General features: G+C 65.1%; 11 protein-coding genes. 2 read left to right on the forward strand and 9 right to left on the reverse strand.

What is annotated here, in order from left to right:
• Positions 1-43 precede the first annotated feature (43 nt).
• Positions 44-1,393: an AmpG family muropeptide MFS transporter gene (locus ACWIKC_RS03680; RefSeq protein WP_454598776.1), complete on the forward strand. Its 1,350-nt coding sequence runs from the start codon at positions 44-46 to the stop codon at positions 1,391-1,393.
• A 39-nt stretch (positions 1,394-1,432) separates the two neighbouring features.
• Here the strand turns inward: ACWIKC_RS03680 and ACWIKC_RS03685 are convergent, their stop codons facing one another.
• The 8 genes from ACWIKC_RS03685 to purB all read right to left on the reverse strand — a co-directional run bounded on the left by ACWIKC_RS03685 (position 1,433) and on the right by purB (position 9,144).
• Complete coding sequence (locus tag ACWIKC_RS03685; RefSeq protein ID WP_454598777.1) at positions 1,433-2,734, reverse strand: bifunctional folylpolyglutamate synthase/dihydrofolate synthase; 1,302 nt, start codon at positions 2,732-2,734, stop codon at positions 1,433-1,435.
• Positions 2,735-2,758: 24 nt separating this feature from the next.
• On the reverse strand, positions 2,759-3,607 hold the full coding sequence (gene accD, locus ACWIKC_RS03690) for an acetyl-CoA carboxylase, carboxyltransferase subunit beta (protein WP_454598778.1): 849 nt from the start codon (positions 3,605-3,607) through the stop codon (positions 2,759-2,761).
• Positions 3,608-3,741: 134 nt separating this feature from the next.
• The gene (gene trpA / locus ACWIKC_RS03695; protein ID WP_454598779.1) at positions 3,742-4,524 is read right to left on the reverse strand and encodes a tryptophan synthase subunit alpha; all 783 of its coding nucleotides are present in this window, start codon (positions 4,522-4,524) and stop codon (positions 3,742-3,744) included.
• Positions 4,525-4,698: 174 nt separating this feature from the next.
• A complete protein-coding gene (gene trpB / locus ACWIKC_RS03700) occupies positions 4,699-5,913 on the reverse strand; it encodes a tryptophan synthase subunit beta (protein WP_454598780.1) in 1,215 nt (404 codons plus the stop codon).
• Between the two features lie 88 nt (positions 5,914-6,001).
• The gene (locus ACWIKC_RS03705) at positions 6,002-6,634 is read right to left on the reverse strand and encodes a phosphoribosylanthranilate isomerase (RefSeq protein ID WP_454598781.1); all 633 of its coding nucleotides are present in this window, start codon (positions 6,632-6,634) and stop codon (positions 6,002-6,004) included.
• A 7-nt stretch (positions 6,635-6,641) separates the two neighbouring features.
• Positions 6,642-7,316, reverse strand: a complete 675-nt coding sequence (pyrF, locus tag ACWIKC_RS03710) for an orotidine-5'-phosphate decarboxylase (RefSeq protein WP_454598782.1) — start codon at positions 7,314-7,316, stop codon at positions 6,642-6,644.
• Entirely contained in the window at positions 7,313-7,732 is a 420-nt protein-coding gene (locus ACWIKC_RS03715) for a DUF1049 domain-containing protein (protein WP_454598783.1), read from the reverse strand. Before ACWIKC_RS03715 ends, pyrF begins: the two co-directional genes overlap by 4 nt.
• Before the next feature lie 71 nt (positions 7,733-7,803).
• Complete coding sequence (gene purB, locus ACWIKC_RS03720) at positions 7,804-9,144, reverse strand: adenylosuccinate lyase (RefSeq protein WP_454598784.1); 1,341 nt, start codon at positions 9,142-9,144, stop codon at positions 7,804-7,806.
• Between the two features lie 193 nt (positions 9,145-9,337).
• Between purB and ACWIKC_RS03725 the strand changes: the two genes are divergently transcribed.
• Entirely contained in the window at positions 9,338-12,115 is a 2,778-nt protein-coding gene (locus ACWIKC_RS03725) for a DUF3857 domain-containing protein (RefSeq protein WP_454598785.1), read from the forward strand.
• Between the two features lie 25 nt (positions 12,116-12,140).
• On the opposite strand, the gene radC is transcribed toward ACWIKC_RS03725, so the two are convergent.
• Complete coding sequence (gene radC / locus ACWIKC_RS03730) at positions 12,141-12,839, reverse strand: RadC family protein (RefSeq protein ID WP_454598786.1); 699 nt, start codon at positions 12,837-12,839, stop codon at positions 12,141-12,143.
• Between the last annotated feature and the right edge of the window lie 13 nt (positions 12,840-12,852).

A 12,852-nucleotide genomic window follows, 5' to 3' on the forward strand; every position in this document is an offset into this window, starting at 1 on the left:
CTAGTGTCGCAAAGAATAGTGCTTTTAGGAAGGACGTTACGGAATGGCCGAATCGATCGGGGCGGGCGACTCGCAGCGCCGCAGCACGTGGGAATCGATCAAGCCGTACCTGGAGAAAGAATCGCTCGCGGCATTCTTCCTCGGCGTCTCTTCCGGCTTCCCCTTCGCGCTTTTGGCGGCGACGCTGACCACACGGCTTTCGCAGGACGGGATCGACAAGGCCACTGTCACCGCCTTCACGCTCGCGTTTCTGGTCTACAACCTCAAATTCTTCTGGGCCTGGGTGGTCGACGGGGTGCGGATTCCGTTGCTCGGCAAGCTCGGGCAGCGCGTTTCATGGATGATCCTGACAGGGCTGCTCGTGATGGCAGCAACGGTCAATCTGGCGCTCGCCGATCCGACCGCCGACATCGTCTGGACCGCGACGTCCGCCGTTCTCCTCGGCCTTGCCGGGGCAACGTTCGACATCGTGATCGACGCCTATCGGATCGAGACGCTGAAGCCCTACCAGCTCGGAACGGGTTCGGGGATGAGCCAGTACGGTTGGCGGATCGGCGCGGCGTCTGCCGGCGCGCTGGCGCTGGTCGTTGCCGCCCGCTGGGGCTGGGAAGCCGGCTACATCGTGTGCGCAGTCTTCGCTCTGCCGGCGATGATAACCGCGCTGCTTCTGGGTGAACCTGTCAGGCGTCAGATCGTTGCGGCAAAGCGCAGCATGGGTGAGATGTGGCAATCGATCAACGGGCCGTTCCTCGAGTTCTTTCGCAGGAGCGGGGCCTGGCTGGTGCTGCTGTTCATCCTCGTCCACAAGATTGGCGACACTCTGGCGAATCTGACCTTCCGCCTGCTTTTCGACGATCTCGGTTACACCAACGACGAAATCGCGATCTACGATATCGGGGTCGGCTTCTGGGCCCTGATCATCGGCGTATTCATCGGCGGGATCATCTATGCGCGGCTCGGGCTCAAGCGCTCGGTGCTGATCGCGCTTGTTTTGATGGCGGTGTCCAACCTGAGCTTCGCCGCGCTGGCTGCGGTGGGCAAGAGCAACTTGGGCATGGCCGCCGCGATCGGGTTCGAAAACTTCGCGAGCGGCTATGGCGGGGTGGTGGTCGTCGCCTATTTTTCCGCACTTTGCGACCTGCGCTTCACCGCCACGCAATATGCGCTGATCAGCGCCGGTGCGAGCGTGGTCGGGCGGTTCCTGACCGGCACGACCGCGGGAACCTTGATCGAGACCCTTGGCTATGTGAACTTCTACCTGCTGACCACCTTGGCGGCTCTGCCCGGGATCGTCCTGTTCTGGTGGATGATGCGCTCCGGGCTTGTCGACGCGGCGATGGGCACAGCCGGCGAGGTTGGCCCCGGCGATGCGAGGGACGACCCGCCCATTTGATCGCTCGCGCCTGTGCCCACTCCTTGAATTATCTGCCTTCTAGTCGGGCAGCGTTCCGTTGAGCCGCAGCACCTCGCCTGCGAGATAGAGCGAACCCGAAACCAGCACCGGCAAGCCGTCATCGTGCAGCGCCGCGAGCGCGGCGGGGACGTCCGCTGCCGAGCGAGCGTCGGGTCCGAACGCGCTGGCCGGATGGCAATCGTGGTCGGGTACCGGCACCACGGTCAGGCTGGCGATCGAACCCGCCAGCGGCTCGGTCAGCGCGCGCGGGTCCTTCGCGTCGAGCATGCCGACGATCAGATGCAGCCGCTGACCTGCGAAATGCCGACCCAGCGCCTCACCCGCGCTGGGGTTGTGCCCTCCGTCGAGCCAGATCGGCCGACCCCCGACTGAAGAACCGCGCAAGGTGCCGGGCGCTAGGCGCTGCAAGCGCGCGGGCCAGTTGGCGGCACGGATCCCCTCGGCCATCGCACCGCGCGAGACGGTGACGAAATCCTGATGGCGCAGCATCGCGACAGCGAGCGCGGCGTTTTCCGCCTGATGCGCGCCGGGGAGCGTCGGCAGCGGGAGGACGAGTTCGCCATCGCGGTCGGCATAGTGCAGGCCGATGCCGGTGGTGCTGGAATGCCAGTCGCGTCCGCGGACCGCCAGCGGTGAGTTCGCGTTCAGCGCCGCGCGTTCGATCTCGGGCTGCGCTTCAGGTGGATAGGACAATGTCACCAGCGGCGCCCCGGGCTTCACGATCCCCGCCTTCTCGAAAGCGATCCGGGCGAGGGGGATTTGCGGCACGCCGTCCTCAGGGGCGAGCAGGAAGCGTTCGTGATCGATACCCAGCGCCGCGATTGCGCAGGCGGCGGGCCGCTCCAAGACGTTGGTCGCATCGAACCGCCCGCCGAGGCCCACCTCGATCACGCAAACATCAGCCGGCACCCGCGCGAATTCGGTAAAGGCGGCGGCGATGGTGACTTCGAAGAAGCTCGGCGCCAGATCGTGGCCAGCGTCGAGCACCTCTTCGAGCAGCGCAGCGAGCCGCTCGTCGGAGATCAGCTTGCCGGCCACCCGGATACGCTCGTTATAGCGCACCAGATGCGGGCTGGTGGTCATGTGGACCCGCTGGCCGTCCGCCTCGAGCATGGCGCGCAGGAAGGCGCAAGTGCTGCCCTTGCCATTGGTCCCGGCGACATGGAGTACCGGTGGCAGGAGCTTGTGCGGATCGCCCAGCCGGGCGAGCAACTTGCGGATCGTCTCCAGCCCAAGCCGCCCATCGGGCACGCTGAGCGCGGCCAGCCGATCGAGCTGCGCCTGCACCGCAGCGTCGGAGGAGGTGGCGAAGTCCTTCACGACCTCATCTCGTGGCGAACCCGCTTACGCCGCAACCTTGGGTTGCAGATAATCGAGCACCGTCGCCAACATGTCTTTGAGATCGTGGCGGTGGACCACCATGTCGACCATGCCGTGCTTGTGCAGATATTCCGCGCGCTGGAAGCCCTCGGGGAGCTGTTCGCGGATCGTGTCCTGGATCACGCGCTGGCCGGCGAAGCCGATCAACGCACCCGGCTCGGCGATCTGGATGTCCCCCAGCATGGCGTAGCTCGCGGTGACGCCGCCGGTGGTCGGGTCGGTCAGGACGACGATATAGGGCAGGCCCGCTTCTTTGAGCCGGCGGGTCATCACGGTGGCCTTGGGCATCTGCATCAGGCTGAGAATGCCTTCTTGCATCCGCGCGCCACCCGCCGCGGTGACGACGATGTAGGGGCAGCGCCGCGTCAGCGCCCGCTCGGCGCCCTGGCAGAAGGCGGTGCCCACTGCCATGCCCATGCTGCCCCCCATGAAACCGAAATCCTGTACGCCGACGACCGCCGGGCGGTCCTCGATCGCGCCCGAGCCCACGGTGAAGGCGTCGCGGTGCGGATTCTTGGCGCGCGCCTGTTTGAGGCGGTCGGTGTATTTCTTGGTGTCGCGGAACTTGAGCGGATCCTCGCGGACTTCGGGCTGGGGCAGGACATCGTAGCCCTCGTCGAGCAATTGGCGCAGCCGCTCGTCGGCGCCGATGCGGCCATGGTGCTCGCAGCGCGGGCAGACGTAACGATTGTCCTCGTATTCCTGCGCGAAGACCATCTGCTGGCATCCCGGGCATTTGACCCAGAGATCCTTGTCGGTCTCGCGCTTGGGGAGGAAGGCGAGCGAATTGCGGACGCGGTTGAACCAGTTCATGCGGAGGGCCTTAGCTCGAAAATTTCGTCATTGCGAGCCGAAGGCGAAGCAATCCAGCTTCGGCGTGACGGTAGGGCTGGCGCCGGAGCGGGATCGCCGCCTCGCGACCGGCTCCTCGCAATGACGAACGAGGATCAGCGTGCTGTGTGCACGGCTTCTGCCAAGCTGGCGGTTAGCGCGCGCAGATGCTCCGGCGCGTCCCGCCCGTGCTCGGCGACCAGTTCGACCAGCGCGGATCCGACGACCACGCCATCCGCTACGCGCGCGATTTCAGCCGCCTGTTCGGGCGTTCTGACACCGAATCCCACCGCGACGGGAATGTCGGTCGATCGCTTGATGCGCGCGACGTTTTCCTCGATCGATCCGATCGCCGCCTGCTGCATGCCGGTGATCCCGGCGACCGCGACGTAATAAAGGAAGCCCTCGCTCCCCTCGATCACGGCGGGCAGTCGCGCGGCATCGGTGGTTGGGGTGGCGAGGCGGATGGGTGCGATCCCGGCGGCGCGCAGCTGCGGGCCGAGCGCGTCGTCCTCCTCGGGCGGGATATCGACGCAGATCACGCCGTCCACGCCTGCCTTCTTCGCCGCATCGGCAAACCATTCAGGGCCTCGCCGGATCATCGGGTTGGCATAGCCCATCAGGACGAGCGGAACGTCCGGATGGCGCTCGCGAAAGTCCGTGGCGATGGCGAACACATCGGCGGTGGTCGTGCCTGCCTTGAGCGAGCGGATGTTGGCGTTCTGGATCGCGGGGCCATCGGCCATCGGATCGGTGAAGGGCATGCCGAGCTCGATCACATCCGCGCCGCCCGCGACCAGAGCGTCAAGATTGGCCGCGGTGTCGCCATCGCCTGCGGTGACGAAACAGACGAGCGCTGGGTGGGGGGCCGAGAAGGCGCTGGAGAGGCGATCAGACATTTCGTTTACGCTCAAGATGTTCGACGCCGCCCAGAGCGATACTGAAAACCAAAGCACTGATTACGGCGGTGTCGCGGATAAAGATGGAATCGCTCCTAGCTGAAAAGAACCCAGCCCAAAGTCCGACACCGATGCTGACAGCAATGGCCAAAGCGAATAGCCCACCCAAGAGTCTCACATTTCAACTCCCAGCTTCTCAGCCACGGTGAAGATGTCCTTGTCCCCACGGCCACAAAGGTTGGCCAGGATGATCGTGTCGCGGCCCATCTCCTTGGCGCGCTTCTGCACCGCGGCGATCGCGTGGGCTGGCTCGAGCGCAGGGATGATACCCTCGGTGCGGCACAAAAGTTGGAAGGCTTCCAGTGCCTCATCGTCGGTAACGGCGGTGTATTCGATGCGTCCGCTATCCTTGAGCCAGGCGTGTTCGGGACCGATGCCGGGATAGTCGAGCCCGGCGCTGATCGAGTGGCCCTCGGTGATCTGGCCGTCCTCGTCCTGCAGCAGGTAGGTCTTGTTGCCGTGGAGCACGCCGGGGAAGCCGCCGAGCAGGCTCGCAGCGTGTTCCTCACCGTCGAGGCCGTGCCCCGCCGCCTCGACGCCGAGCATCTTCACATCCGCATCGTCGAGGAAGGGGTGAAACAGGCCGAGCGCGTTGGAGCCGCCGCCGATGCAGGCCACCAGCAGGTCGGGCAGGCGGCCGATGCGGTCCTGCATCTGGACGCGCGCTTCCTTGCCGATCACACTCTGGAAATCGCGGACCATCTCCGGGTAGGGGTGCGGGCCCGCAGCGGTGCCGATGATGTAGAAGGTGTCGTGGACGTTGGCGACCCAGTCGCGCAGCCCTTCGTTCATCGCGTCCTTGAGCGTACCGCGCCCGCTGGTGACCGGCACGATCTCAGCTCCGAGCAGCTTCATGCGGAACACATTGGGCTGCTGGCGGCGGATATCCTCTGCGCCCATATAAATCACGCAAGGCAGGCCGAAGCGCGCGCAGACGGTGGCGGTGGCGACGCCGTGCTGGCCCGCGCCGGTCTCGGCGATGATGCGGGTCTTGCCCATGCGGATCGCGAGCAGGATCTGGCCGATGCAATTGTTGATCTTGTGCGCGCCGGTGTGGTTGAGCTCGTCGCGTTTGAACCACACCTGCGCGCCGCCGAGCGCCTCTGTGAGCCGCTCGGCGAAATAGAGCGGGCTGGGGCGCCCGACATAATGTTCGAGCAGATTGTCGAACTGCGCCTTGAACGCCGGATCGGCCTGAGCGGCGCGGTATTCGCGCTCGAGATCGAGCACCAGCGGCATCAGCGTCTCGGCGACGTAGCGCCCGCCGTAATCGCCGAAATGGCCGCGTTCGTCTGGCTGGGTGCGAAAGGAATTGGGCTTATTGTCCATCGGGCTCCCTTGCCGGTCACGTCGGGCTAAGTCGAGACAGCTTGCGTTTCCGCACGCGCATCTCGGCTTCACGCGGACGAAAATGCTGTCAGGCGGCCTTCACTGCCGCGCAGAAGGCGCGGATCAGATCGACGCTCTTCTCGCCGGGCGCGGTTTCCAGCCCGCTCGAGGCATCGACCAGCGGCGCATTGGTCAGCGCGATCGCCTCGGCGACGTTGTCGGCGGTCAACCCGCCCGCCAGCCCCCAGGGCATGAACGGCTCCCACCCCTGCAGCAGGTCCCACTGGAACGAGACGCCGTTGCCGCCCGGAAGCTCCTTGGCAGGCGCGTCGAACAGCAGCAAATCGCTCGAATCCGCGAACTGCCGCGCGCGTTCGAGCGTCGCGGCTTCGCGCAGTCCTACCGCGCGCCAGGTCTCGGTCTTGATCGTCTTGCGGACCAGCGCCATCCATTCGGGCGTTTCGGAGCCGTGGAACTGGATAACGTCGGGGCGCAGCGCCTCGTAGCAGCGCGCGAGATATTGCGGCTGCATCGCCACGGTGACCAGCACCAGCTTGACCCCCTCGGGCACCCGCCGCCGCAGCTTGGCGGCGTCTTCGAGCGCCACATGGCGTGGGCTCTTCTCGTAATGGACCAGCCCGACATGGGTCGCGCCGGCATCGATGGCGGCGTCCATCGTCTCGGGCGTGGAAAGCCCGCAAATCTTGATCTGCGTTGTCATGGGATTCCTACAGTGTCGCTTCGATGTCTCGTGCAGCCTGCCGCGGATCGGGCGCCCGGCTGATCGGTCGCCCGACGACCAGCACGCTTGCCCCGTCGTCCCGCGCCTGGCGCGGAGTGACGACGCGCTTCTGGTCGCCCGCCGCGCTGCCAGCCGGGCGCAGGCCGGGGACGATGAGAAAACCGTCTTTCCACTGGCCATGCACCGCCGCGACTTCGCGGCCCGAACAGACGATCCCGTCGAGCCCGGCCTCGCGCGTCAGATCGGCAAGCCGCATGACATGATCGTGCGGCGAACCTGCCACCCCGGTGCGATCGAGGTCGCGCTCGTCGAGGCTGGTAAGCATGGTCACTGCCACCACCTTGCAATGTTCGCCCGCTGCGGCCTTGGCATCTTCCATCATCGCGCGCCCGCCGCTGGCGTGCACGGTGACGATCGCCGGTTCGAGCACGGACACGGCCTGCATCGCCCGCGCGGCGGTGTTGGGAATGTCGTGCAGCTTGAGGTCGAGGAAGATCGGCAGGCCGAGATGCGCGATATCGAGCACGCCGTGATGGCCATGCGCATAGAAGAATTCCATCCCCAGCTTGACCCCGCCGATATGCGGCTTCGCGCGCTCGGCGAGCGCGTGCGCTTCCTCCAGCCGGGGTTCGTCGAGGGCAAGATAGACCGGATTGCTCATGCGTTGGGCGTGGAAGGTGTTGGGGTGGAAGGCGCTGGGGTTGAAGACCCGGGCGAGGACGGCGAGGTCGGCGCCGGGGTTAGCGGATCGGCGGGTTCCTGTGTCGGCCGCGTCGGTGCCGGACTCGCGGCGGGCGCAACCGCATCGGGCTGCGTCGGAGCGCGCGAGCGGCTGCCGACCCGCGCCGCCGATTCCAGCGCCGCGATGCGCCGTTCAAGCCGCCATTTCGTGCCACGATGGATCAGCCACATCGGCACCAGCCCAAGCAGGAAGGCGGCGATCGCCAGCGCCGGGATCTTGGTTTCGAGGACGGTGTTGGTCCAGATCGTCACCTCGACCGGCCGCCAGTTAAAGGCCGTGAAGACGAGCAGCATGACGAGAATCAGCACCCAGACGAGCGAGCGGATGATCTGCATGGCCTCCAATTCCTTCCCTGTTCGAACGGTCCGATGCTAGGCCCCGGCGGCGGTTGCGTAAAGACGCAAGCTCAGCCTTCCGGCTCCTGATCGAACACCCGCGCGAACAGCGTGTCGACATGCTTGAAATGATAGCCGAGGTCGAATTTCTCTTCGAGTTCGCCCTCCGGCAGCGCATCGGTCACATCGGTATCCTGCTTGAGCAGCTCGAGCAATTGCAGCCGCCCGTCCGAATCCCACACTTTCATCGCGTTGCGCTGGACGATGGCATACGCGTTCTCGCGGCTGACCCCGGCCTGGGTCAGGGCCAGCAGCACGCGCTGCGAATGGACCAGCCCGCCCATGCGATCCATATTGGCCTGCATGCGCTCGGGGTAGATCAGGAGCTTTTCGATCACGCCGGTCAGCCGCGTGAGCGCGAAGTCGAGCGTGACGGTCGCGTCGGGCCCAATGAAACGCTCGACCGAGGAGTGCGAGATGTCGCGCTCGTGCCACAGCGCGACATTCTCCAGCGCGGGCAGGGCATAGGCGCGGATCATCCGCGCCTGGCCGGTGAGGTTTTCGGTGAGGATCGGGTTGCGCTTGTGCGGCATTGCGCTCGAGCCCTTCTGCCCGGGCGAGAAATACTCTTCGGCCTCGAGCACTTCGGTGCGCTGGAGATGGCGGATCTCGACCGCCATCCGCTCGATCGATCCGGCCACCACCGCCAGCGTCGCGAAATACATGGCGTGCCGGTCACGCGGGATGACCTGGGTCGAGATCGTCTCGGGCACCAGCCCGAGCTTTTCGGCGACATAGGCCTCCACTGCCGGATCGACATTGGCGAAAGTGCCCACCGCCCCCGAGATCGCGCAGGTGGCGATCTCGGCGCGGGCATCCCACAAGCGGGCGCGGCAGCGTTCGAACTCGGCATAGGCCTGCGCCAACTTGAGCCCGAACGTCACCGGCTCGGCATGGATGCCGTGGCTGCGCCCGATGGTGGGGGTGTATTTGTGCTCCATCGCCCGTGTGCGCAGCGCGGCGAGCAGGCCGTCCATATCTTCCAGCAGGATATCGGTGGCGCGAGCGAGCTGCACCGCCAGCGTGGTGTCGAGCACGTCAGAACTGGTCATGCCTTGGTGCATGAACCGCGCCCAGTCTTGCCCCGAATGCGCGGCGACCTGTTCGGAGACCCAGGTGAGGAAGGCGATGACATCGTGCTTCGTGACTGCCTCGATCGCATCGATGGCTTCGACATCGATTTGCGGATCGGTGGTCCACCAGTCCCACAGAGCCTTGCCGGCCTCCTCGGGGACCACCCCCAATTCGCCGAGCTTCTGGGTCGCATGCGCCTCGATTTCGAACCAGATGCGATACTTCGCCTCTGGTTCCCAAATGGCGGTCATCGCGGGACGGGCATAGCGGGGGACCATAACAGGCTCCGAAAAGAAGGGAAACGCGGGGTGCCGGCTAGGGCTGCGCCGGTCGCTTGGCAAGGGGGCGCCGATGCTTCGAAAGGCGCCAGCGAGCGCTGATCCGTTGGCTGGCATCGATGAACGGTTGCGTCACGGGCGGTCCGCTTTAGGCTATGGGCCCCAATCTACATGAAACCTCCGGGGTGTCGGAATGCGTAACCTTTTCAGTTCTGTGGCTATTGCTGCGCTCTATGTCGTGCCGGCGCAGGCGGGGGAAAAGGTTCTCAAGGCGCCCGCGCCGGGCTGGGTCGAAGCGGTCGATTTCGATTCCGCGTTGGCGCAGGGTGAGGAGATTGTTCTCCTCGATCGCCAGGTCCGCTTCGAGGGCGGGGTCGTGACCCGCTATGCCGACGTCGCCTACGACGTCACCAATCAACAGGCGGTTTCGGATTACAGTACACTCCAATTCGGCTGGATGCCCGACAAGGGTGATCTGACCATCCACAGGTTGGAGATCATTCGCGACGAGCGGGCAATCGACCTGATGGCGCAGGGGGTCGAACCCGAAGTCATACGGCGCGAGCGGCAGTTGGAGCATCGCATGGTCGATGGCCTGTTGACCGCCGTGGTGCGGGTGCCGGGACTGCTGGTCGGCGACGTGTTGCGCTTTGCCACTTCCACCACATTGCGCGATCAGGCGCTGGACGGACATGTCCAGGCGACCGAAGGCGCGACCGCGGAGCCCGTCCGCTTGGGGTTCGGGCGCCTACGCCTCTCCTGGCCCCAAGAGGACAATTTGAGCTGGCAGGCACTTGGGCAGATCGAGATCGAGGCGCCCCAGGCCCACGAAGGGTACACGGTAATCGACCTCGCCCTGCCGATCGCAAAGCCAGACGAGATGCCGGAGGACGCACCCGACCGGTTCAGACTGCCGCCCGCGGTCCAGGTGAGCAGCTTCAAATCGTGGAGCGACGTCGTCGCGACCATGGCTCCCCATTATGCGACCCGGGATACGATCGAACCCGACGGTGCACTGGCCGCGGAGATTGCCCGAATCGAGGCGGCAACCGATGTGCCCGTCGAGCGCGCCGCGCTTGCGCTGAGGAGCGTGCAGGACGAGGTCACCTATCTTCTCGACGGAATGAACGGAGGCAATTATCTACCGCAAGCACCAGAGCTGACCTGGAGGGTGAAATACGGGGACTGCAAGGCCAAGAGCCTGCTATTGCTCACAATGTTGCGAGAGATGGGCATCGAAGCGGATGCCATGCTGGTCCATTCCGAGAGGGGAGATGCGGTTTCTGTCTTCCAGCCGCAGCCGGGTGCCTTCGATCATATGGTGGTGCGCGCTCTGATCGATGGGACCGATTACTGGCTGGACGGCACCAGCGCGGGAATCCGACTGGATTCGATGTACGAAATTCCCGATTTTGCTTACGCCCTGCCCTTGGCTGCCGATGCCGACGGGCTGATCGAGATCGAGCAGCGCTGGCCTGCCGTCCCCGATCGCACGTTGCGGGTGACCTATGATCTCAGCCGCGGCGTCGATATTCCCGCGCTGATCGATATCGAGGTGAATACCCGCGGAATATTGGCCGCACGCATGCGCGCGCCCGCTGCGGAAAAAGTTCCTGAACGTGTTATCGGCAACGCGATGGAGTACCTCGAAGGCCTCGTCGATGCCTTCATCCATGATGCCCAGTACAGCTATGACGAGGAAACCGGCACCGGCATCCTCAAGGCGAGCGGCATGGCATTCGATCCCATGGAGTTCGATCGCGACACCGCCTCGCTCGTCATGGAGTCTGCGACTACCAATTGGGACTTCTCGCCGGATCGCGCGCGCGCGGCCTGGCGCGATATTCCCTATCAAGTCGGCGGTCCCTATACGACTGCCGCCGAGGTGACTTATCTGTTGCCCCAAGGCGATGCGAACGTCTCCATTGCCGGAGTTCGCACACTCGACCAGACCACTGCCGGAACGCGCTTCCGTCGCTCGATCCAAGTCGGCGACAAGCGGGTCCATGTAAGCGATTACGCCAGCTATATCCCTTCCGAAATTCTGCCGGGCGACATTCCAGCTGAAAAAACTGCCATGCGGCGTCTTGCCAGCGGCGATCCCGTCATCCGGATCGCCGAGGCGAGCCGGATGTGGGAGCTCGGCGACGAGGACATCGCGGAGCGCATGGAGCCGCATATCGTGGCCCTCACCGAGATGTCGGAGGAATACAGCGACATTGCCGGGCTGATGTTTCTGCGTGGATTGCTCAAGGTCATGAAGCGGGATTACGAGGGGGCGCTTGCCGACATCGACCTCGCAATCGCCGAGGAGGCAACCGTGGAGCGGCTGACCATCCGGATCGAAGTCCTTCACGAGCTGGGCCGGATGCAAGAAGCGCGCGAGACGGCCCAGGAGGCGTTCGATCTGACCGGCGATTTGACAACCGCAAGCTTGCTGGCACAGGCTCTGGTCGCCACAGGCGAAGCAGAACAGGCGCTGGCTCTGCTCGATAGCCTCGGTCTCGCAGGGGACGAAGCCCATGAGGTGGCGATGCTGTGGGGCGAATATGCAGGCGACGCCGGGCGGGTGAATGAAGCCCGGACGAGACTGGAGGAGGCGCTGGCTGACCGCCCAGGCGACGACGAGCTGCTGAATTCACAGTGCTGGTTTGCGGCGGTTTGGGATTATGGCGGCGATGCAGCCCTGGATATTTGCGATCGTGCCGTGCGGGAGACCGACTACGCTGCGGCCGCACTCGACAGCAGGGCGTTGCTCTATCACCGTCTCGGAATGCAGGACAAGGCTCTGGCTGACCTCGACGCTGCATTGCGCAAAGTGCCTGGCCAGGCGGCTAGTCTCTATCTGCGCGGTGTCATCCGGCTCCAGCAGGGTGACGAAGTGGGGCGGCTGGACATTCTCCATGCCGCGCGGATTCAGCCTTCGGTGGATCGTCAGTATTCGCGCTACGGTATCAGTCCGAAAAGCTGATTTGGCGCGGGTCTAATGAGGCGGACTAGATCAGGCCCTTCGCGCGCAGCGAGACATGCGTGTTGGCCCCCACGATGACATGATCGTGGACGGTGATGTCGAGATGGCGTCCGGCCTCGGCGATGCGGTTGGTGATGTCGATGTCGGCGCGGCTGGGCTCGGGATTACCGCTGGGGTGGTTGTGGACCAGGATCAGCGCGGTGGCGCCGATATCGAAGGCCTTGCGGATCACTTCGCGTGGGTGGATCGCCGCTTGATCGACCGAGCCTTCGCTGGCGAGATGGTCGAGCACGAGGCGGTTCTGTGAATTAAGGAACAGCACCCGGACGCGCTCGTGGCTGAGATGCGCCATGTCGAGCGCGAGGTAATCGAGCAGCGCCTGCCAACTGCCCAGCACGGGCGCGTTCTGGACTCGCCCCCGGGCCATCCGCCGCGCGGCCAGCGAAACGCTCCACAAGGCAGCGGCTCCGGCGTTGCCGACTCCCTTGACCTGTTTGAGCGCCGCTGGCTCCGCGCTCAGAACTGCGGAGAGCGAGCCGAAATGCGCGATCAGAGCCTTCGCGGTGGGTTTGGTGTCGCCCTGGCGCACTGCGGCGAAGAGCAGGAACTCGAGCAATTCGTAATCGGCGAGCGCATCGGGGCCGCCGGCAAGCAGCCGCTCGCGCAGCCGCGCGCGATGGCCGCTGCCGGGATGGGCCGTTTTTGTATCCGCCTCCTGCGGCAACCTTTTGCTCCGC

The organism is Qipengyuania sp. SM2507, assembly GCF_053714505.1.

What these genes read in the sequence shown, in the direction of transcription:
- ACWIKC_RS03725 (WP_454598785.1), top strand. Translation starts at nt 9,338, where the DNA reads ATGCGTAACCTTTTCAGTTCTGTGGCTATTGCTGCGCTCTATGTCGTG.
- ACWIKC_RS03705 (WP_454598781.1), bottom strand. Translation starts at nt 6,634, where the DNA reads ATGACAACGCAGATCAAGATTTGCGGGCTTTCCACGCCCGAGACGATG.
- ACWIKC_RS03680 (WP_454598776.1), top strand. Translation starts at nt 44, where the DNA reads ATGGCCGAATCGATCGGGGCGGGCGACTCGCAGCGCCGCAGCACGTGG.
- purB (WP_454598784.1), bottom strand. Translation starts at nt 9,144, where the DNA reads ATGGTCCCCCGCTATGCCCGTCCCGCGATGACCGCCATTTGGGAACCA.
- ACWIKC_RS03715 (WP_454598783.1), bottom strand. Translation starts at nt 7,732, where the DNA reads ATGCAGATCATCCGCTCGCTCGTCTGGGTGCTGATTCTCGTCATGCTG.
- pyrF (WP_454598782.1), bottom strand. Translation starts at nt 7,316, where the DNA reads ATGAGCAATCCGGTCTATCTTGCCCTCGACGAACCCCGGCTGGAGGAA.
- accD (WP_454598778.1), bottom strand. Translation starts at nt 3,607, where the DNA reads ATGAACTGGTTCAACCGCGTCCGCAATTCGCTCGCCTTCCTCCCCAAG.
- trpA (WP_454598779.1), bottom strand. Translation starts at nt 4,524, where the DNA reads ATGTCTGATCGCCTCTCCAGCGCCTTCTCGGCCCCCCACCCAGCGCTC.
- trpB (WP_454598780.1), bottom strand. Translation starts at nt 5,913, where the DNA reads ATGGACAATAAGCCCAATTCCTTTCGCACCCAGCCAGACGAACGCGGC.